The sequence below is a fragment of the Pseudomonas sp. P7759 genome (genome assembly GCF_013386445.1).
In the GTDB taxonomy this organism is placed as follows: Bacteria; Pseudomonadota; Gammaproteobacteria; order Pseudomonadales; family Pseudomonadaceae; genus Aquipseudomonas; species Aquipseudomonas azotoformans_A.
Genome location: NZ_JACART010000005.1, coordinates 48,622 through 67,782, shown reverse-complemented (window position 1 = coordinate 67,782; position 19,161 = coordinate 48,622). Strand labels below are relative to the sequence as shown.

Annotated in this window: 19 protein-coding genes; 8 read left to right on the top strand and 11 right to left on the bottom strand. The window is 62.6% G+C overall.

The window, feature by feature from the left end:
- Positions 1–11: 11 nt before the first annotated feature.
- Together HX823_RS05845 and HX823_RS05840 are read left to right on the top strand one after the other, a co-directional pair.
- Positions 12–1,244, top strand: coding sequence for a YbfB/YjiJ family MFS transporter (locus HX823_RS05845; protein ID WP_177074371.1), 1,233 nt, complete (start codon positions 12–14; stop codon positions 1,242–1,244).
- Positions 1,241–2,227, top strand: a complete 987-nt coding sequence (locus tag HX823_RS05840; protein WP_177074370.1) for an NAD(P)H-quinone oxidoreductase — start codon at positions 1,241–1,243, stop codon at positions 2,225–2,227. The genes HX823_RS05845 and HX823_RS05840 overlap by 4 nt, the downstream gene beginning before the upstream one ends.
- Here HX823_RS05840 and HX823_RS05835 read toward each other — a convergent pair whose 3' ends face one another.
- From HX823_RS05835 to HX823_RS05825, 3 genes are all read right to left on the bottom strand, one after another.
- Positions 2,228–3,352 (bottom strand): alkene reductase, encoded by a 1,125-nt coding sequence (locus tag HX823_RS05835; RefSeq protein WP_177074369.1) that lies wholly within the window; start codon positions 3,350–3,352, stop codon positions 2,228–2,230.
- A 79-nt stretch (positions 3,353–3,431) separates the two neighbouring features.
- The gene (locus HX823_RS05830; protein ID WP_038841760.1) at positions 3,432–4,109 is read right to left on the bottom strand and encodes a type 1 glutamine amidotransferase domain-containing protein; all 678 of its coding nucleotides are present in this window, start codon (positions 4,107–4,109) and stop codon (positions 3,432–3,434) included.
- On the bottom strand, positions 4,106–4,735 hold the full coding sequence (locus tag HX823_RS05825; protein ID WP_177074368.1) for a TetR/AcrR family transcriptional regulator: 630 nt from the start codon (positions 4,733–4,735) through the stop codon (positions 4,106–4,108). Before HX823_RS05825 ends, HX823_RS05830 begins: the two co-directional genes overlap by 4 nt.
- A gap of 159 nt (positions 4,736–4,894) precedes the next feature.
- Here HX823_RS05825 and HX823_RS05820 point away from each other — a divergent pair, with 159 nt between their 5' ends.
- Positions 4,895–5,839: a GlxA family transcriptional regulator gene (locus HX823_RS05820; protein ID WP_033903177.1), complete on the top strand. Its 945-nt coding sequence runs from the start codon at positions 4,895–4,897 to the stop codon at positions 5,837–5,839.
- Here the strand turns inward: HX823_RS05820 and HX823_RS05815 are convergent.
- Positions 5,817–6,323, bottom strand: coding sequence for a GNAT family N-acetyltransferase (locus HX823_RS05815; RefSeq protein ID WP_016980128.1), 507 nt, complete (start codon positions 6,321–6,323; stop codon positions 5,817–5,819). The genes HX823_RS05820 and HX823_RS05815 overlap by 23 nt on opposite strands.
- A 179-nt stretch (positions 6,324–6,502) precedes the next feature.
- On the opposite strand from HX823_RS05815, the gene HX823_RS05810 reads away from it, so the two are divergent.
- Entirely contained in the window at positions 6,503–7,375 is an 873-nt protein-coding gene (locus HX823_RS05810; protein WP_038841804.1) for an undecaprenyl-diphosphate phosphatase, read from the top strand.
- Here the strand turns inward: HX823_RS05810 and HX823_RS05805 are convergent, their stop codons facing one another.
- Genes HX823_RS05805 through HX823_RS05790 form a run of 4 tightly spaced genes read right to left on the bottom strand, consistent with a single transcriptional unit; the run spans position 7,376 to position 10,841 of the window.
- Positions 7,376–8,194, bottom strand: a complete 819-nt coding sequence (locus tag HX823_RS05805; RefSeq protein WP_177074367.1) for a sugar phosphate isomerase/epimerase — start codon at positions 8,192–8,194, stop codon at positions 7,376–7,378.
- A 1-nt stretch (position 8,195) separates the two neighbouring features.
- Complete coding sequence (locus tag HX823_RS05800) at positions 8,196–9,395, bottom strand: NAD(P)/FAD-dependent oxidoreductase (protein WP_177074366.1); 1,200 nt, start codon at positions 9,393–9,395, stop codon at positions 8,196–8,198.
- A 2-nt stretch (positions 9,396–9,397) separates the two neighbouring features.
- Complete coding sequence (locus HX823_RS05795; RefSeq protein WP_028619741.1) at positions 9,398–9,718, bottom strand: MocE family 2Fe-2S type ferredoxin; 321 nt, start codon at positions 9,716–9,718, stop codon at positions 9,398–9,400.
- A gap of 28 nt (positions 9,719–9,746) precedes the next feature.
- On the bottom strand, positions 9,747–10,841 hold the full coding sequence (locus HX823_RS05790; RefSeq protein ID WP_038841811.1) for a fatty acid desaturase family protein: 1,095 nt from the start codon (positions 10,839–10,841) through the stop codon (positions 9,747–9,749).
- Between the two features lie 162 nt (positions 10,842–11,003).
- Between HX823_RS05790 and HX823_RS05785 the strand changes: the two genes are divergently transcribed.
- Entirely contained in the window at positions 11,004–12,053 is a 1,050-nt protein-coding gene (locus tag HX823_RS05785) for a LacI family DNA-binding transcriptional regulator (RefSeq protein WP_177074365.1), read from the top strand.
- 53 nt (positions 12,054–12,106) lie between these two features.
- On the opposite strand, the gene HX823_RS05780 is transcribed toward HX823_RS05785, so the two are convergent.
- Complete coding sequence (locus HX823_RS05780; RefSeq protein WP_177074364.1) at positions 12,107–14,068, bottom strand: sigma-54-dependent Fis family transcriptional regulator; 1,962 nt, start codon at positions 14,066–14,068, stop codon at positions 12,107–12,109.
- 184 nt (positions 14,069–14,252) lie between these two features.
- Between HX823_RS05780 and HX823_RS05775 the strand changes: the two genes are divergently transcribed.
- From HX823_RS05775 to HX823_RS05765, 3 genes are read left to right on the top strand one after another with little or no spacing between them, the layout of a single operon-like run.
- On the top strand, positions 14,253–15,257 hold the full coding sequence (locus tag HX823_RS05775) for a Gfo/Idh/MocA family oxidoreductase (protein ID WP_177074363.1): 1,005 nt from the start codon (positions 14,253–14,255) through the stop codon (positions 15,255–15,257).
- Positions 15,254–16,033, top strand: a complete 780-nt coding sequence (locus HX823_RS05770) for a TIM barrel protein (protein ID WP_177074362.1) — start codon at positions 15,254–15,256, stop codon at positions 16,031–16,033. Before HX823_RS05775 ends, HX823_RS05770 begins: the two co-directional genes overlap by 4 nt.
- Positions 16,034–16,052: 19 nt before the next feature.
- A complete protein-coding gene (locus HX823_RS05765; RefSeq protein WP_177074361.1) occupies positions 16,053–16,979 on the top strand; it encodes a sugar ABC transporter substrate-binding protein in 927 nt (308 codons plus the stop codon).
- Between the two features lie 131 nt (positions 16,980–17,110).
- Here HX823_RS05765 and yghU read toward each other — a convergent pair whose 3' ends face one another.
- Positions 17,111–17,944: a glutathione-dependent disulfide-bond oxidoreductase gene (yghU, locus tag HX823_RS05760; RefSeq protein ID WP_177074360.1), complete on the bottom strand. Its 834-nt coding sequence runs from the start codon at positions 17,942–17,944 to the stop codon at positions 17,111–17,113.
- Between the two features lie 44 nt (positions 17,945–17,988).
- Positions 17,989–19,089 (bottom strand): agmatine/peptidylarginine deiminase, encoded by a 1,101-nt coding sequence (locus HX823_RS05755; protein ID WP_177074359.1) that lies wholly within the window; start codon positions 19,087–19,089, stop codon positions 17,989–17,991.
- Between the last annotated feature and the right edge of the window lie 72 nt (positions 19,090–19,161).

Here is a 19,161-nt window from a genome sequence, read left to right as displayed (position 1 = left end):
GGACAGCCATCATGCTCGATACCCACGCATCACCTCGCCGCTCAGCCTGGCTGCCGATCTTCGCCGGCCTGTGTGCCAGCCTGGTCAGCATCGGTCTGGCGCGGTTTGCCTATACACCGTTGATTCCGACCCTGATCCAGGCCCAGTGGTTTTCCGCGAACGACGTGGTCTACCTCGGCGCCGCCAACCTGGTGGGCTACTTGATTGGTGCGCTGATCGGCCGCCCCATCGCTCAACACACCTCCAATAAAACCGCCCTGCGCATCATGATGGTGGCGGTGACACTCGCATTCTTTGCCTGCGGCTTCCCGCTGTCGGTGGTGTGGTTCTTCGCCTGGCGCCTGCTATCGGGGATCGCCGGCGGCGCAATCATGGTGTTGGTGGCCGCCACTGTACTGCCCCATGTTCCGGCGGCACGTCGCGGCCTGGCCAGTGGCGCGATCTTCCTGGGCATCGGCCTGGGCATTGCGGGCTCCGGCACGCTGGTGCCGCCGTTGTTGAGCCTGGGCCTGCAGCAGACCTGGTTTGGCCTGGGCCTGTTGGCGCTGGTATTGACGGCTGCCAGCTGGTTCGCCTGGCCCGCCGGCTCGCAGCCTCAAGCATCGGCAGCGCCGGACACCTCGGCACAGACACCCGCTGGCGTTTACCTGTTGTTCACCCAATACGCGTTTATGGCGGCGGGCCTGGTGCCAGCGATGGTATTTCTGGTGGACTACGTGGCCCGTGGCTTGGGTGCCGGTGCGCATGTCGGCGCGATGATCTGGGTGATGTACGGCCTGGGCGCGATTGTGGGCCCGGTCTCCTACGGGTTCCTCGCCGATAAACTCGGCGGGCGCTGGAGTATTCGCGTGGTGCTGGTGGTGCAGGCGATTGCAGTCGGCCTGCTGCCGATTGCCGGTTCGTTTACCGCCCTGGCGGTGCTGGCAGTCATCCTCGGTTCCTTTCCGCCGGGCATTGTGCCCCTGGCATTGGCGCGGGTACATGAACTGCTGCCCAACCATCACCAGCAACAGGTGGCATGGAGCCGCGCCACTGTATCCTTTGCGACGTTCCAGGCACTGTCCGGGTTTGCCTACTCCGCCCTGTTCAACAGCAGCGGCGGCCAGCACGCGCTGCTGTTCATGATCGCAGCAGGCGCCATCGTGGTCGCACTGGCCCTGGAGCTGGGTATGATTATGCTGAACCGTCGACCGCTCGACACGGTCCCAACCCCTACGCTCATCGCTGCAGGTATCCTGAAATGACACTTCCTCAAGAAATGACCCTGATCGAAATCACCACCCCTGGCGGGCCTGAAGTGCTGCAACCCCGCCAGGCCGATGTGCCGGTTGCAGCTCCCGGCGAGATCCTGATCCACGTGCACGCCGCCGGCGTCAACCGCCCGGACGCCTTGCAGCGCGCCGGCAAGTACCCGATGAAACCCGGCATGAGCCCGATCCCCGGCCTGGAAGTGGCGGGTGAAGTGGTAGCGCTGGGTGATGGCGTGACCGAGTACACCGTCGGTGACAAAGTTTGCGCCCTCACCAATGGCGGTGGTTACGCCCAATACTGCGCAGTGCCCGCCAGCCAGGCATTGCCAGTTCCCGAAGGCATGGACTGGATTCAAGCGGCGGCCATTCCGGAAACCTTCTTTACCGTGTGGGCCAACTTGTTCGGCATCGGCGGCGCCCACAAGGACCAGCGTGTGCTGATCCACGGCGGCACCAGTGGTATCGGCACCACCGCACTGATGCTGTGCCGCGAGTTCGGCATCCAGGCATTTGCCACTGCTGGCAGCGAAGAAAAATGTGCGGCCATTCGTGCCCTGGGCGCGGAAGCAATCAACTATCGCGAACAGGATTTCGCCCAGGTGATCGGTGATCAAGGCGTGAATGTGATCCTCGACATCATGGGAGCCTCCTACCTCAACAACAACCTCAAGGCGCTGGCGATGGACGGCCGCCTGGTGATGCTGGGGTTCCTCGGCGGTGCCAAGGCCAATGAGGTGGACTTGCTGACCATTCTCGGCAAACGCGCAATCGTCACCGGTTCGCTGCTGCGCGCACGGACCAAGGCAGAGAAAGCCGCGATTGCCGACCAACTGCGCGAGCACGTATGGCCGGTGCTGTCAGCCGGGCGCTGCCTGCCGATGATCGACCAGGTGTTCGACTACACCCAGGCCGATCAGGCACATGCGCGGATGGAGGGTGGCGATCATATTGGCAAGATTGTGTTGCGGGTTGCCTGATTATCCAGCGTAAACCGGGTAATCGATATAGCCCTCTGCACCACCACCGTACATCCCGTCCACCCGCAGCGGATTCAACGGCCACCCATTGAACAGCCGCTGCGGCAGATCCGGGTTGGCGATAAACGGCCGCCCGAACGCGATCAAGTCCGCCAGCCCCGCTTCGACCAACCGCGCACCGCGCTCTGCGGTGTAGCGGCCGGCGTAGATGATCCGCCCGCTGAACGTCTCGCGCACGGCACGGCGAAACGATTCAGGCAAGTCGGGTGCGTTGTCCCAGTCGGCTTCGGCGATGGAAACGTAGGCGATGCCCGACGCTTCCAGCACCTTGATGGCTTCGATGTAGGTGTGGTGCGGGTCGTCTTCCACCAGGCCGATGTACACACGGTCCTGATCGGTGCCGCTGAACAACGGCGAGAAACGCACGCCCAGGCGTTCCGGCCCGACCACCGCGCTCACTGCTTCGACGATCTCGCGCAGAAAACGCAGGCGGTTTTCCAACGAACCACCGTACTCATCGTCACGCTGATTGGCGTGGGCCGAGATGAACTGGTTCACCAGGTAGCCATTGGCCGAATGGATTTCCACCCCGTCAAACCCCGCATCCAGCGCATTGCGTGCCGCCTGGGCATAATGCCCAACCAAGTCCTTGACCTCTTGCGTAGCCAACGCACGTGGCACCGGCGGCTGTTTCAACTCACCCTCGCCCGACCCCGTTTCTATAAAGGCTTTGGCTTGCAGGGCCTGCAGGGCCGACGGTGCAACCGGCGCCGCCCCTTCAGGCTGCAAAGCGTTATGGGACACCCGCCCCACATGCCACAACTGGGCAAAGATCACCCCACCCTCGGCATGCACCGCATCGGTGACCTTGCGCCAGCCGTCGATCTGCGCGGGGGTGTAGATGCCCGGTGTCCAGGCATAGCCTTGGCCACGCGGCTCGATCTGCGTGCCTTCGCTGACCATGAAACCGGCACTGGCCCGCTGGCGGTAATACTCGGCCATCAAGTCGGTGGCGATATCACCCGGTTGGGCGCTGCGCTGGCGTGTCAACGGCGGCAAGACAATACGGTTGCGCAGCGTATGGTGACCCAACTTTACTGGGGTACTTAAAACATTGTCAGTCATTTAAGGATTTCCAAATTCTGGACGCGCTAAAGCATTGGCGACTTATAAAAGTCGCCAATGAATTCAGCGGTCTAATTAATTAAGCGGTGAGTTTCAGCAAGGCTTTAGCGACATCACTGGAACTGCCAGGATTTTGCCCGGTAACCAACAAGCCATCGGTAATGACAAAGGACTGCCAGTCAGCGCCTTTTTCATAAAGGCCGCCCAACTTCTTGAATTCATCTTCCACCAGAAACGGCACCACATCGGTCAACTCCACCGCCGCCTCTTCCGAGTTGGAGAACCCGGTGACGCGACGGCCCTTGACCAGCGGCTCACCATTGACCGCCTTGACGTGACGCAGCGCGCCCGGTGCGTGGCAGACAAAACCGATCGGCTTGCCAGCGCGCTCGAAGGACTCGATCAACGCGATCGACACCGGCGATTCCGCCAGGTCCCACAGCGGGCCGTGGCCGCCTGGGTAGAACACGGTGTCGAAATCGTCGGCGTTGACCGAGTCCAGTTTCACCGTGGAGGCCAGGGCTTGCTGGGCAGCCGGGTCGGCGGCGAAACGGTGCGTCTGTTCGGTCTGGAAGTCCGGCAGATCACTCACCGGGTCCAATGGCGGCTGGCCGCCGGCCGGTGAAGCCAGCACGATCTCGGCGCCGGCGTCCTTGAACGCGTAATAGGGTGCAGCAAACTCTTCGAGCCAGAAGCCGGTCTTGCGCCCGGTATCGCCAAGCTGGTCGTGAGAGGTCAGTACCATTAATACTTTCATTTTCCAGTGCCTCGATAGGTGTGAATGTCAGTTTCTTGCGGCTGACCCAACAACTGCCGGGTCAACCCCAACGCCTCATCAAAAGGCGCCGTAGTACGGGTGATCTTGCTCATGACGCTGGTCCCCAACCACAACGCATACAGGCGCTGGGCCAGGATGTCCGGGTGTTGCGTAATCGCTACCGAGCCGTCTTCGACGCCCTGCTGCAAGGCCTCGGCCAGCAACCCGATGGTGCGTGCAGTGCCGCGTTGCAGGGCCAGGCGCATCGGCTCTGAAAGGTCTGACACCTCCGCACCGAGTTTGACGGCAAGGCATTTGCCCGCGTCGGTGCAGCCGGTCTGGTTGTCGATCCAGCATTGCCAATAAGCCATCAACTTGGCGTGCTGGGTTAAACCCGGCAGGTCGAACAGTTGCTGCATGCCCTGCACGTAGTTGTCGAAGTAGTGGTCGAGCAATACAACGCCGAACGCATCTTTGGAGGTGAAGTAGTGATAAAACGAACCTTTGGGTACTTCGGCGGTTTGCAGTATTTCGTTCAGGCCCACCGCAGAAAAACCTTTGCGGCCAACAATCAATTGCGCCGTGTCGAGAATGCTCTGGCGTACTGTTTTAGTTTCGCTGCTCATCGGATTAGACCAGTCGTCTAGTGCGTTGAGAGAATGTTAGGAGCCTGGGCAAACTCGCACAATGTCAGATCCGCAAGGATTTCGGACATGCGCCAAAGTCGGTTGCCGTTTTCCCGGCAGCCGCCGACAATCTCTGCTCCCCCCACCCGGAGACATGCGATGCACAGCGTTGCGCTGATGGTTTACCCGAACTTCCAGTCCTTGAGTCTCAGCCTGGGCTCGGTGTTCGAGTGCGCGAACCTGTTGCGTGGCGAGCCGGCCTATGAGTTTCACCTGGTGTCGGAAAGCGGCGGCGCGGTGATGACGTCCCAGGGCTTTTCGGTGAACACCACGCCGATCCGGCCGGAGGGCTACGACACCCTCATCGTCAGCGGCTACCTGGAGTTCCGCCTGCCAGAGGCCAACCTGCTGGAACTGGTCAAGGCCGCCTCCGCCCAGTCGCGACGCGTCGCCTCGTTGTGCATGGGCATCTTCGTGCTGGCCGAAGCAGGCTTGCTGGAAGGCAAGCGCACCACCACCCACTGGATTCACGCGCCGGCCTTTCGCAAGCGCTATCCGCACATTCATTTGGAAGAAGACAAGCTGTTCGTGGTGGACGGCCAGGTGTGGACCGGCGCCGGCATGAGTGCCGGGGTGGACTTGGCGTTGGCCATGGTGGAAAACGACCTGGGCAGCGATCTGGCCCGACGCATTGCGCGCAAACTGGTGATCGCCCAACGCCGTGGCAGTGAACAATCGCAGCTATCGGCGCTGTTGGAACTGGACCCCAAGTCGGACCGCGTGCAACTGGCCTTGGCCTATGCCCGCGAGAACCTGACCCACGACTTGTCGGTAGATGCGCTGGCCGATGTCGCCCGCCTCAGCCCGCGTCAGTTCAGTCGGGTATTCCGCGAAGAGACCGGGCAAACGCCGGCCAAGGCCATCGAGTCGCTGCGGGTAGAGGCGGCGCGGGCGATGATGGAAACCAGTCGCCACCCGGTCGAGGTGGTCGCCCGCGAAACCGGGTTTGGTGATCGCGAGCGCATGCGTCAAGCGTTCTTAAGGGCGTTCGGGCAGCCGCCGCAGGTGATGCAGCAGGCGTTTAATGCAGTGCCGCCCGCGTAATCAGGTAACTCACCAGCTGCGGGTCATCCTCCAGCTCAATCGTCTGCACCGGACGCGGCAGGTTATCCAGCACCGTGCGCCAGAACGCTTGGGACACTTCATCCTGATCATAGAAGCGCACCAGCCAATCAGCCTCGCCACTGCACAGCACCTGGCTGGCGATGGCGCGGCCGATGCCTTTGCGGCGGTAACGCTTGAGGACGAACAGATCGGCCAGCTCCAGGGCATCGATGCCCGGCAGTTCGCTGCCTTCGATCAACAGGAAGCCCGCGATATAGCCATCTACCAACAGCAGGTTGGCGCTCCATTGCGGGTCCTGCCAGTAACGGACCAGGTGTTCGTCATGGATGTAGAAACGGCCATCGGCCTCCACATCTTCCTGTTCCCAGTCAGAGGATTCATAGGCGTAGTACTGGTAAAGATTACGGATCAGCTCGGCGTGCTCCGGGCCGGTCTGGATCAATTCGACGGTGACTTCGGGCATGAGACTCTCGGTGAAAAAACACAGGCCACCATTGTTCACAAAACCTGGCGGCAGGCCAAGAGAGCGGCCAACCTTTCTACTTGCTGAACCGATTGCAAATAGGTGTTGCCTCTACCAAAACCCTGAAACATTTCGAATAAACTCCGCGAAATTTCCGCTCTCTTTCAAGGACACGTATTTTGACAAACGCCTGTACCGCCGGCCTGGACGTGGGTTTTGCCTCCCTGGACTACCTGCAAATCTTCATCCTGGGCGTGATCCAGGGCATTACCGAGCTACTGCCGGTGTCATCCACCGCCCATATGCGTGTAGTTCCCGCCCTGCTCGGCTGGCAGGACCCCGGTTCAGCATTCTCCGCGGCCATGCAGTTGGCGGCGCTGGCGGCGGTGGTCAGTTACTTCTGGCGGGATGTGCGCCAGGTGACCACCGGCAGCATCGACGCCGTGCGCAGAGGTGACTACAACGATCGCTGGTTCAAGCTGGCGGTGGCGATTGTGCTGGCGACCCTCCCCATCGGCATTGCCGGCCTGGCGCTGTCTTCGACCCTGAACGCCTGCAACTCACCGTTGCGCGGGTTGATGGTGATCGGTATTTCCTGCGTGGTCATGGCCGTACTGCTGGCGGTGGCCGAAGTGCGCGCACGCCACACCCGCGAGGTGAGCGAGATGCGCCTGCGGGATGCGTTGATCGTGGGCATTGCCCAGATTGGCGCGCTGATTCCAGGGGTTTCGCGGTCTGGTTCTACGTTGACCGCCGCGCTGTTCCTCAACTTCAAGCGTGAGGAAGCCGCGCGGTTCTCCTTCCTGCTCGGCTTGCCCGCCATCGCCCTCGCCGGCTTGAAAGAACTGTGGGTGCTGCTGCACGCCGACATGCCGGCCCATGCCTGGCCGCATTTGCTGTTCGGCCTGGTGGTCGCGAGCCTCTCGGCGTTTTTTGCGATCTGGGGCCTGATGAAGTTCCTGGAGCGGTTCTCCACCTGGCCGTTCGTGATCTATCGCGCGTTGCTGGGGATCTTCCTGATTGTGGCGGTCAGCACCGGGCTGTTGAGTTGATCATGCCTGACAGCTCTCCCACACGTCGCGAATCAGCGCCTGCATCTTCAGCGCTTCGGCCCAGCGATCACTGATTTCGCGGCCGTCCGCGTCGGTAATCGCATAGGGCGGCGGGCCCAGTTCACAGGTGAAAGACAGGCTCTGCGGCGTGTCGGGCCGGGCCAGCCAGTCCTCAATCCCGTAGCGCCACCACTGGGTAAAACGCTGTACCCAGGCTTGGTGCTGGGGAAAGTCCAGGGAGACTTGCACCTGCTCGCTGCTGGCGACGCGGCCGTGGAAACCCCAGCTGTGGCGCAAAATCGTGCGGATATGGTCGTCGTCTTCAGGCGCGCCGGGCTCGGGCAGTTCACGCCCGACCACGTAGTGGGACAGGTCGGCCAGCAGCTTCAAGTCCGGCATTTGCGCCAGCAGGTCAAGGGTGAACAGCAGGTCATTGGTGAGGCGATAACGGTGGGTTTCCAGCAACACCGGAAAGTCCACCTGCTCGGCCAGGCGTTGCCAGCCTTCGATCAACCGGGCCGCCTCGGCTTGGGTGCGCGGGCGCACGTCGGCTTGCAGGGTGAGGTGGTGGCAGCCGTAGCGACTGATCACATCCAGTGCGGCGGCCAGGTCATCCACCGATTGCGGAAACAACTGGCCCTCGATCTGCAAACCTCTTGAGCTAGCCGCCGCGTGCAAACGGGCAACATCGGCAGGCTGCCAGTAATGGTCGGTAATGCCGTCAAAACCGGCGGCCTGGATGCGGTCGAGTTGGGCGTCAAGGGCGCCAGGTTCGGTTTGCATCGCCCACAGGGATTGGAACACCAGGAATTGGCGCATATCAGCCTCGCAGCAGGGGTTTGAGGGACAGCTCGGGGTTGGCCAGGCTGGCGGTATCGAGCGCAATCCGCGCGCTGATCAGGCGCTCACAGAGCTTGATGTCCTTGGCCACGCTGTTGCCCGGCGCCCAACCACAGGCGCCTTGCAAGTGCTGATTGGCGTCGAGGTAGAACAGCAACAGGCCGCCGCTCGGTAATGGGCGGTTGACCACTGTCGGTGTGATCACGCCGACAGTCTGCAAGCCCCAGCCGTACTGATCGGACCAGAAACCGGGAAGCGCCTCGAACGGCACTTCGCGCCCCAGCAGATTCAGCGCGGCATGCCGGCCCTGGGCTTCGGCGTTGCGCCAGGTTTCCTGACGCTGGTAGAGACCGTCGAGGCGGAACTCGCACACATCTCCGGCGGCATAGATGTTCGGCGCGCTGGTGCGCAGGTACGCATCGACACGAATGCCCTGCCCCACCTCCAGCCCTGCTGCTGCCGCCAGTTCGATGTTGGGTTGCATGCCGATGCCGACCACAATCAGGTCGCAGGGCAAGCGTTGCCCGTCCACCAACAGCACGGCGTCGGCCTGGATGGATTCCAGCGCCACATTCAAACGCACCTGCACACCGTGCTCGCGATGCAGATCCAGCAGCGCCTGGGAGATAACCGCTGGCAGTACACGCCCCGCCAAGCGTGGCCCGGCTTCCAGCACCGTCACTTCACAGCCCAGGCCACGTGCCGTTGCCGCGACTTCCAGGCCGATAAAACCACCGCCCACCACCACCAGCCGCGTGCCGGGGCGTAAGGCGCTGCGCAACGCCAGCGCTTCATCATGGGTTCGTAGGTAAAGCACATTGGCCTGTTCCTGGGGCAAACGCCGCGCCCGGCCGCCGGTGGCCAACAGCAGACCGGCGTAAGGCAACCAGTGGCCGTCGGCAAGTTGCAGGCGATGTTGCTGCGGCTCTAGCTGAGTCACCGGGTTACCCGCAATGTGCTCGATGCCCAACTCAGCCAGTCGCGCACTGTCGCACAAGCTGTAGCCAGCCAGCTCCGCCGTGCCCTGCAACAGGCCTTTGGACAACGGCGGCCGCTCATAGGGCAAGTGCGGTTCATCGCCTATCAGAATCAAGCGCCCGGTATAACCTTCTTCGCGCAAGGTCAGCGCCGCCCGGCCACCGGCATGACCGGCCCCGACGATAATCAATGGAGCGTTCATCATCAGGCCGTGACCGCGAGCAACACCCGCCCCGCTTCGACCCGCACCGGGTAGGTCTTGAGGTTGACGCACACCGGTGCGCCGAGGGCCTTGCCGGTGCGGTAGTCGAAGCGCCCGTTGTGCTTGGGGCATTCGATCACGTGGTCCATCACCAGGCCGTCGGCCAGGTGAATTTTCTCGTGGGTGCACAGGCCGGCGGTGGCGAAGAATTCATTCTCGGCCGAGCGGTACAGCGCATAGGTGTGCGGGCCGTGGTCGAAGCGCAGCACGTCTTCTTCGTCGATTTCGCCCACGGCGCAGACGTCGATCCATTGGTCGTTCATGGTGTTTTCTCTTGTTCTTGGGTGGAGATCAGCCAGCAGCGGTTTCTGCATGCACCGGCGCATGGGCAGCCGAATGAGTGTTCGGGTGAATCGGGCGCTGGATGAAATAGGTCGGGTCGCTGCGCTGCCTCCAGATCGTCGGCAGGATTTCCTTGTACGCCTCGAACAGGTTGGCGTACGGCGGCGGGCAGTCGCTGCGGATCTCTTCGTGCAGTTGCGCGAGGGCGTGGTACGGCACCATCGGGTACATGTGGTGTTCGAGGTGGTAGTTCATGTCCATGTAGATAAAGCGCAGCACGCGGTTCATGTAGATGGTGCGGCAGTTGCTACGGTGGTCCAGCACGTCTTCGGCCAGACCGACGTGCTGGGTGAGGCCGAAGATATAACCGAGCCAGGCACCGTAGAGGCTCGGCAGGCCAACCAGCATCAGCGGCAACCAGCTGTGCAGATACAACGCGGTGCCAATCACCACGGCATAAATACCCACCCAGATACGTGCCGCGCGAAACACCTTGGGCCATTCGGACTCAGGGATGAAATCCGCCTCCTGGGCACTCATCTTGCCGATGGCATGCCGCGCCACACCGCTGAAGGTTTTCCAGGCCAGGGGCAGGTTGAACAGGCTCAGAAACATCATCAACAGGCTCGGCGGACGCGGCTCGACGATCTCCGGGTCGCGGCCGACCACGATGGTGTCGGTGTGGTGACGGGCATGGCTCCAGCGCCACACGTGGGGTTCGAAGATGCACATGAAGCTGGCGACCTGATACAACCCATCGTTCATCCAGCGCGTCTTGAACGCGGTGCCGTGGCCGGTTTCGTGCCAGCGCGGGTTGGACGCCGTGCCGTAGAGCACGCCGTAAGCGAGGAAGAACGGCACACAGGCCCAGGTGCCCCAGAACCAGTAGCCGCCAAAACCGGTGGCCAACAGTGCGATCAGCCAGATGGCGGTGTCGAGCAAGGCCGGGCCATCGCGGCGCTGCATCAGTTCTTTCATGCGTTTGCGCGAGATGGGCGACTGGTACCAACTGGCCGAGACCAGGCCCTTTTCAGCCGCGCGGGCGGCTTCGGGGCCGGTGAGGCTGTAGTCGCGCCGGGCGGTGTGAGCGGTGTGTTCAGGCATTGTTATTGTTCTCCGCAAGCGGGTGGTTTCAGGTGCTGTGTGAAACCCACGATAGAGAACGCCTAAATCACCCTCAAGGCCTTGAATCCATTCCCTATCAAGCTATCATCCAGGCCCAGCGGGGCTTGATAGTTTTCTATCAAGACGCTCAAGGGGGCTGTCATGAACAACAATAAACGCCCAACCATCGCCACCGTTGCCGCCCAGGCCGGGCTGAGTGTGGCCACCGTCGACCGTGTGTTGAATGCACGTGCGCCGGTCAACCCCGAGACCGCCGAGCAGGTGTTCCAGGCGGCCGAAGCCGTGGGCTATTTTGCGGCGCGGTTGATCGGCCAGCGCATTCGCGAACGCCGGCCGACCTATCGTTTCGGCATCCTGTTGCTGGCCACCGCCCAGGCGTTCTATGCCAGCCTGGCGCAAGCCATCAGCGCCGCCGCCGAGCAGCATGCCGGCGCCAACCTGACGTGCCAGTTCGAGTACATCGTCGATCGCACGCCCAGCGCCATTGTCGCGCAGATCGAACAACTGGCCGTGCAATGCGATGGCCTTGCGGTGGTGAGCTTTGCCCATCCGCTGATCAACGCCTGCCTCAAGCAGATCCGCGAAGCCGGTGTGCCCGTGGTGGCCCTGCTTTCGGATATCCACGAACAGGCCGAAGAACCCTACGTCGGCCAGGACAACCATGTGGTCGGCCGCACCATGGGCTGGCTGCTCGCCCGCACCTGCGGCGCCCGCAAAGGCAGCGTGGGCATCCTGCTCGGCGGCCATCGTTTCCTCGGGCACCAGGCACGGGTCGAAGGCCTGCACAGCTACCTGGCCGAACACGCGCCGGGGCTCAAGCCGTTGGAGCCGCTGATCAACCTGGACAACTGCGACATCACCGAAGAAGCCACCCTCGACCTGATCAGCCGCCACAGCGACCTGCGCGGATTGTGCGTGGTGGGCGGCGGCGGTGACGGCATCATCAGCGCCCTGGCGCAGCTGCCCAAGCGTCCGGCGCTGTGTTGCATCCTGCAGGAGTCGACCGCGCTGTCGCGCCAGGCGTTGGGCCAGGGGTTGATTGATGTAGTGATGGACTCGCAGCCGGGGCAGACAGCGATGGCGTTGGTGCGGCTGATGGTGGAGTTGCAGAGTGCAGAGGGGTTCGATCCGGTGCGGCAGCGGGTGTATGTACCGCCGCAGATTGTGACATCCGAAAATAGGGGCAACTGAACGTGCCGCCTTCTTTTGTGGCGAGCCCGCTCGCCACAGGGGGTTCTTGGCTCTCAGTTGCGACGGAAATCCCCGGCATTCAGGCCAAACCGACTCATCTTGTTGTACAGCCCACCCCGCGACACGTTGAGTTGCCGCGCGGCCAGGCGGATGTTGCCGCCGGTGCTGTTGAGCGCGGCGACGATGGCGTGCATTTCGTGGCTGCTCAGGTCCTGGGCAGGCGGCGCTTCCTGGATGCGCAGCGGGGTGCGGTGGCGGCTTTCCAGCGGCAGATCCACCGTTTCGATCCGTGCTCCCATCGCCAGGTTGGTCGCCCGTTCGATGCTGTTTTCCAGCTCGCGTACATTGCCCGGCCAGCTATAGGCGGTGAGCAGCGCCAGGGCGTCTGGTGAAAATCCCTGCACCGATTTACGCAGTGAACGAGCGCAGCGGACCAGAAAATGCCGCGCCAGCAGCGGAATATCTTCGCGGCGCATGCGCAGCGGCGGCACGGTCAGGTTCAGCACGTTAAGGCGGTAGTAGAGGTCTTCACGAAACGCGCCTTCCGCGACCGCCTGGCTGAGGTTGCGGTGGGTGGCGGCGATGATGCGCACGTTCACTTGCCGCGAGTTCTTCGCACCCACACGGGTGATTTCGCCTTCCTGTAATACCCGTAGCAGACTGACTTGGGCATCGAAGGACATGTCACCAATCTCATCGAGAAAGATGGTGCCGCCATCCGCCAGTTCGAACTTGCCCGCCGAGCCGCCACGGGTGGCGCCGGTGAACGCGCCTTCGACGTGGCCAAACAGCTCGCTTTGCACCAGGTCCCGTGGAATCGCACCGCAGTTGACCGCCACAAACGGGCCGTTGCAGCGCTCGCTGCCATTGTGGATGGCCTGGGCGAACAGCTCCTTGCCGGTGCCGCTTTCACCAAGGATCAGGGTGGTGGAATCACTGCGACTGGCGATGCGTCCCAAGTGCAGGGCATCCTGGATCGCCCGCGAGCTGCCCTGGATGGTGTCGAAGGTGTAACTGGCCTGGGTGCCGATGAGGCGCCGGGTGATTTCGCGAATGCGGCGGTTCTCGCGCAGCGACACGATCACCCCGCCCTGCTCCAGCGGGCACACCGAGACCAGGCAGGCGAGTTGACTGCGGTTGTGCAGGTGGAAGGTGCAGTCGAGGTCGCGCACGGGCTCGCCAAGGGCGTCACTCAGTTCACTACGGCCCAGTTGCTGGAAAGGCCGCCCGATCAGCTCCAGCCCGACGCCAAACAACTGCCGGGCATAGCGGTTGAGCGCCTTGATGCAGCCGCGTTCGTCCAGCACCACCAGGCCTTCGTTGAGCACTTCGAGGACGGCCTGCTGTTCTTCCAACAGCCCTTGCAGGGCCATCTGCCGCGATACCGCGTCGGCCGCAGCCTGCACCGTGCCGAGGGTATGGAAGTGAAACCAGCCGGGCTCGGCAGTCAGCGTCAGCATGGCCACGGTCTGGCCCTGGGCATTCTTGATCGGCGCGGCGGCGCAATGCATGCGGCGCTGGCGCAGGCCGATACCGAAGTTTTCCTCGGCCAGCACGTACACCAGGCGGTCCTCGGCCAGCGCCAGGCCGGTGCAGTTGGTGCCTTGCACCGATTCCAGCAGGCGACTGCCCACGGGGGTGATGTCCAGCCCACAGAAATACAGGGTGGTGCCGTCGGCATCGGTAAGGTTGATATGACCGCGTGGGTTGTAGGCCAGCAAACCATGCATGACTTGCGCGGCGGCCTCGATCAGCACCCGGTGTGCGGCCTGGGCGGCGGCCTGCGTGTCGTCGGCTACAAAGCGGTACGCATTGTCGGCCGGGTCGATACCGGCCTGGACGCTGCGCCGCCAAGAATCCCAGATCACTTGGCGCACCTGCGTCGGGCGTTCGACCTGGCCGGCCAGGCAGTCGCGCCAGGCCTGTTCCAGTGCGACGACCGGGCCATCGTTCAGCGCGGCAGGCCCCAGGGCCGTCAGGTAGTCGAGGTCTTGCACGCTGAACGCCAGGCTCATTGGGCGGTATCCATGTTCATGTTTTTGACATGTCAGTATAGGCATGTCATCAAAATGAACACTTTTTGTTTATAGATAATTATTAATCGTTATTTATCAACAGCTTACAAAATGGCACAGCCCTTGCTCTGACCCCTTTGCCATCAGGACCGTCCTGAGGCCAATAACAACAAGGGGTTATTTCATGAGTACACAGAACATCCGCCTGGGCCTGATCGGTGCCGGACGCATGGGCAGCTTCCACGGCCTGACCGCCGCGCGGCATATCCCCTGCGCCAGCCTGGCAGCGATCGCCGACCCGACGCCAGGCCAGGCCGCCCGCCTCGCCGCTGAGCTGGGGGTGAGCAAGGTCTACACCGACCCCCAGCAGTTGCTCGACGACCCGGACATCGACGGTGTGCTGATTGCCGCCCCCGCCCGCAGCCACGCCGAGCTGGTGATCAGCGCCGCCCGCGCCGGCAAGGGCATCTTCTGCGAAAAACCCATGGCCATCACCCTCGAAGAAGCCGACCGCGCCATCGCCGCTGCGGCCGATGCGCGGGTGCCGCTGCAGGTCGGGTTCAACCGGCGCTTCGCCAAGAGCTTTCGCACCGCGCATCTCGACGTTGCCGCCGGCCGTATCGGCACCCCACAGTTGCTGCGTTCGCTGACCCGCGACCCGGCGTTGAACAACCCGGCCAAGTCGCCGCAATGGGTGATCTTCCTGGAAACCCTGATCCACGACTTCGACACCCTGCGCTACCTCAACCCCGGCGCCGAGGCGGTGCAGGTCTACGTGATGGCCGACGCTTTGATCGCCCCGGAATACAAAAGCAAAGGCTTCCTCGACACTGCCGTGGTCGCGATTCGCTTCGACAACGGCGCCATTGCCACTGCCGAGGCCAACTTCCAGGCCGTGTATGGCTACGACGTGCGCGGCGAAGTGTTTGGCAGCGCCGGCATGCTGAGCATGGGCAGCCTCAACGATTGCGACCTGGTGCGCTACCTGGCCCAGGGCATCCAGGCCGACACCCAGCGCCTGGACACCGACCTGTTGCGCGACGCCTACATCGCCGAGCTCAACCACTTCGTCGACTGCCTGCGCAGCGGCGCCAAGCCCCTGGCCAGCGGCGAAGACGCGCGTGCGGCATTGGCGATTGCCCGCGCCTGCATCGAGTCGTTCGAAACCGGCAAGGCGGTGGCCGTATGAGCCCGTTCACGCTGGCCGTCAGCGCGGAAATGGTGTTTCTCGACCTGCCCTTCATCGAACGCGTGAAGCGTATTCATGCGCTGGGCTTCAGTGCCGAAATCTGGAACTGGACAAACAAGGACATCGCCGCCCTGGCGGCTACCGGCGCCGACTTCACCTCCATGACCGGCTACATCAGCGGCACCCTCACCGACCCCGACGGTATCCGCCAACTGCTCGACAGCGCCCGCGAATCCTTAGGGGTGGCCGAGCAATTGAATTGCCCCAGCCTCAACCTGCACGGCACCGGCCTGGGTGACGGCGGCCTGCCCGTGCAGCCCGTGAGCCAGACCACCGGCCGCATGTGGCTGAGCGCCTGCAAGACCCTGGAAAAAATCGCCCGTTTGGGGGAAGACGCCGGCCGGGTGTTCCTGCTGGAAAACCTCAACACAGACGTTGACCACCCCGGCACCCCCTTCGCCCGCGCTGACGATACCCTGGCGCTGATCGAGGCCGTGGGCAGCCCGCACCTGAAGATGAACCTGGACCTGTACCACGCGCAGATCGGCGAAGGAAACCTGATCGAACTGATCCAGCGCGCCGGCACACATATCGGTGAAATCCAGGTGGCCGACGTGCCGGGACGCAAGGAGCCCGGCACCGGTGAAATTCACTACCCGGCCATCGCCAGGGCCTTGCACGCCATGGGCTACAGCGGCGTGGTCGGTCTGGAAGGCTGGGCCAGCGGCGACAGCGAGTTGGCTTTGGCGCGTTTCCGCCAGGCGTTCACCCTATAACAATAAAAGGATCACCCTTATGAATCGCTATTCGTTGTTTGCTGCCACCTTGTTGCTGCTGTTCAGCCAATGGACCTTCGCGGCTTATCGCATCGGCGTGAGCATTGCCCGCGTCGACGATAACTTCATGACCTACGTGCGCACCGGCCTGGAAGCGGCCACCAAGCAGCAGGATGTGCAGATCCAGTTCGAAGATGCCCAGGGCGATGTGGTGCGCCAGCTCAATCAGGTCGAAGGCTTTCTCAACCAGAAGGTCGACGCGGTGATCGTGCTGCCGGTGGACACCGCCGCCACCGCCAACATGACCCGCGCCGCCGTCGCGGCCAAGACGCCGCTGGTGTACGTCAACCGCCATCCGGACGAGCGCACCTTGCCCAAAGGCGTGGTCACCGTGGCTTCCAACGACATCGAGGCCGGGCAATTGCAGATGCGCTACCTGGCGGAAAAACTCGACGGCAAGGGCAATGTGGCGATCATCATGGGCGACCTTGCACAGAACGCCACCCATGACCGCACCGAGGGCGCCAAACAGGTGCTCAAGGACTTTCCCGGGATCAAGGTGGTCGAGCAGCAAAGCGCCGAATGGCAACGCAGCAAGGGCATGGACCTGACCAGCAACTGGCTGCTGGCGGGCACGCAGTTCGATGCCATCGTGGCCAACAACGATGAAATGGCGATTGGCGCGGCCATGGCCTTGCAGCAAGCGGGGAAAGCCAAGGGTGACGTGGCGATTGTGGGCATTGATGGCTTGCCCGATGGGCTGGCGGCGATAAAGCGGGGGTTGCTGACGGCGTCGGTGTTCCAGGACCCGAAAGCCCAGGCGACCCAAGCAGTGCAGGCGGCCGTGCGGATGATCAAGGGCGAGGCGATTGAGCCGGAGGTGTGGGTGCCGTTTGAATTGATCAAGCCGGAGCAGGTGGCGGTGTTTGAGCAGCGCTACAAATAGAGTGAAATACAACAATCCAAATGTGGGAGCGGGCTTGCTCGCGAATGCGGTGGATCAGCCAATGAATCTGTTGACTGACACTCCGCATTCGCGAGCAAGCCCGCTCCCACATTTGTTACAGCGTCAGGCCTTTAGTCCAGGTCGCTGGCGTTATGTCGCTCGGCCAACTGCTCATGAGGCTCACCGGACACCCGATTCACCCGCCGCCCGCGCTGCACCGCTGGCCGCGCTTCGATGGCGTCCGCCCAGCGCAACACGTGCTTGTACTCGTGCACCGACAAAAACTGCGCCGCGCCATACAGGCGGCCTTTGACCAACCCGCCATACCACGGCCAGATCGCGATATCGGCGATGGTGTATTCATCACCCGCTATGTATTCGCTCACCGCCAGGCGCTGGTCGAGTACGTCTAACTGACGCTTGGTTTCCATGGCAAAGCGGTTGATCGCGTACTCCATCTTGCTCGGCGCATAGGCATAAAAATGCCCGAAGCCACCGCCCAGGTAGGGCGCGCTGCCCATCTGCCAGAACAGCCACGACAGGCATTCGGCACGGGCCGCAGGCTCAGTGGGGAAGAACGCGCCGAACTTCTCGGCCAGGTACTGCAAAATCGCGCCCGACTCGAACACCCGAATCGGCGTGGCGCCGCTGCGATCCAGCAGCGCCGGGATCTTGGAGTTCGGGTTCACCCCCACAAAACCGCTGCCGAACTGGTCGCCGTCACCGATCTTGATTAGCCAGGCGTCATATTCCGCAGCGCTGTGACCCAGCGCCAGCAGCTCCTCCAGCAGGATCGTGACCTTCTGGCCATTAGGCGTGGCCAGGGAATACAGCTGCAGCGGGTGCTTGCCCACCGGCAAGTCTTTTTCGTGGGTCGCACCGGCAATCGGTCGGTTGATGCTGGCGAAGGTGCCGCCATTTTCGGTGTCCCAGGTCCACACTTTCGGGGGTACGTAATCGGTCATGCTGACGGCTCCAGAGGCGTTTGCGATCGGCGAAGCGCTCCAGCCTAAACCAAAGGTTGATGACTCGTCACACAGTGAATGCCACCGCCACCCGCCGCAATGGCATCGATATTCAGCGCCACCACCTTGCGGTCCGGGTAGAGCCGGGCCAGCAGGTCCAGCGCCTTGCGGTCCGCCACCGGGTCGCCAAACTCCGGGGCGATCACCGCACCGTTTATCACGAAGTAATTGATGTAGCCCGCTGCGAAATCCGCATTGCCCCTACTGAACTTGCTTTTACGCGGGTTGAGCGGCGGCGACACCGTGTGCACCTGCAAAGCCCGACCGTCGGCATCAGTGGCCTTTTTGAGAATTTCCAGGTGCGCCAGGGTGACCTTGTGATCATAGGATTCGGGGTCGGTATCGAGGTTGGCCAGCACCACGCCGGGGGAGACGAAGCGTGCGTAGAAATCGACGTGGGCGTCGGTGATGTCCTTGCCCTTGATGCCCGGCAGCCAGATGATTTTGCGCAGACCCAGGCGTTCCTTGAGTTCGGCTTCGACCTCGGCCTTGCTCCAATCCGGGTTGCGATTGCGGTTGATCCAGCTGCTTTCGGTCATGATGCCGGTGCCGAGGCCGTCGACTTCAATCCCGCCACCCTCGCCCACCAATTCGCTGCGGATAGGCCGGGCGCCGGTTGCTTCGGCGATCTGGGCCGCCAGCAGCGCGTCATCGTCGTGCTGCTGCTTGTTGCCCCAGCCATTGAAGTTGAAGTCCACCGCAACCAGGCCGCCGCTGCCGTCGATGACGAAATTGGCGCCAGTGTCGCGCATCCAGATGTCATCCAGCTCGGTTTCCACGAAGGTGATGTTGCGGGTGCCGCAGTGCTTTTGCGCCAGCGAGCGTTCATTTTCGCGGCAGAATACGGTGACCGGTTCGTGATCAGCAATCGCCCTGGCGATACGGCCCAAAGCGGCCTGCACGTCGGCGGTAAAGTCTTCCCAGATGGCGTCCTGGGCGCCAAATGCAATGAAGGCCTGGTGGTGTTTTTCACCCTCGTCGGGCATGTAGAAGCCGCCGCTCGCGGCAGCGCGCAGGTGGGGGGCGATCAAGGTCATGGCGCAGACCACACTGGCTTGTTTGATGAAGGTGCGACGGGTTGGCATGGGCTTCTCTGTTTACGGTGCTGGGTTGTAAAGGTTGCATTCGTGGCGAACGGGGTTGTAGTGATGAATGTT

Bases quoted from the DNA above. Each gene is read 5' to 3' on its own strand.
- HX823_RS05775 (WP_177074363.1), top strand. From the start codon at position 14,253: ATGAGTACACAGAACATCCGCCTGGGCCTGATCGGTGCCGGACGCATG.
- HX823_RS05780 (WP_177074364.1), bottom strand. From the start codon at position 14,068: ATGAGCCTGGCGTTCAGCGTGCAAGACCTCGACTACCTGACGGCCCTG.
- HX823_RS05805 (WP_177074367.1), bottom strand. From the start codon at position 8,194: ATGCGCCAATTCCTGGTGTTCCAATCCCTGTGGGCGATGCAAACCGAA.
- HX823_RS05785 (WP_177074365.1), top strand. From the start codon at position 11,004: ATGAACAACAATAAACGCCCAACCATCGCCACCGTTGCCGCCCAGGCC.
- HX823_RS05845 (WP_177074371.1), top strand. From the start codon at position 12: ATGCTCGATACCCACGCATCACCTCGCCGCTCAGCCTGGCTGCCGATC.
- HX823_RS05840 (WP_177074370.1), top strand. From the start codon at position 1,241: ATGACACTTCCTCAAGAAATGACCCTGATCGAAATCACCACCCCTGGC.
- HX823_RS05825 (WP_177074368.1), bottom strand. From the start codon at position 4,735: ATGAGCAGCGAAACTAAAACAGTACGCCAGAGCATTCTCGACACGGCG.
- HX823_RS05815 (WP_016980128.1), bottom strand. From the start codon at position 6,323: ATGCCCGAAGTCACCGTCGAATTGATCCAGACCGGCCCGGAGCACGCC.
- HX823_RS05770 (WP_177074362.1), top strand. From the start codon at position 15,254: ATGAGCCCGTTCACGCTGGCCGTCAGCGCGGAAATGGTGTTTCTCGAC.
- HX823_RS05765 (WP_177074361.1), top strand. From the start codon at position 16,053: ATGAATCGCTATTCGTTGTTTGCTGCCACCTTGTTGCTGCTGTTCAGC.
- HX823_RS05795 (WP_028619741.1), bottom strand. From the start codon at position 9,718: ATGAACGACCAATGGATCGACGTCTGCGCCGTGGGCGAAATCGACGAA.
- yghU (WP_177074360.1), bottom strand. From the start codon at position 17,944: ATGACCGATTACGTACCCCCGAAAGTGTGGACCTGGGACACCGAAAAT.
- HX823_RS05755 (WP_177074359.1), bottom strand. From the start codon at position 19,089: ATGCCAACCCGTCGCACCTTCATCAAACAAGCCAGTGTGGTCTGCGCC.
- HX823_RS05835 (WP_177074369.1), bottom strand. From the start codon at position 3,352: ATGACTGACAATGTTTTAAGTACCCCAGTAAAGTTGGGTCACCATACG.
- HX823_RS05830 (WP_038841760.1), bottom strand. From the start codon at position 4,109: ATGAAAGTATTAATGGTACTGACCTCTCACGACCAGCTTGGCGATACC.
- HX823_RS05800 (WP_177074366.1), bottom strand. From the start codon at position 9,395: ATGAACGCTCCATTGATTATCGTCGGGGCCGGTCATGCCGGTGGCCGG.
- HX823_RS05820 (WP_033903177.1), top strand. From the start codon at position 4,895: ATGCACAGCGTTGCGCTGATGGTTTACCCGAACTTCCAGTCCTTGAGT.
- HX823_RS05790 (WP_038841811.1), bottom strand. From the start codon at position 10,841: ATGCCTGAACACACCGCTCACACCGCCCGGCGCGACTACAGCCTCACC.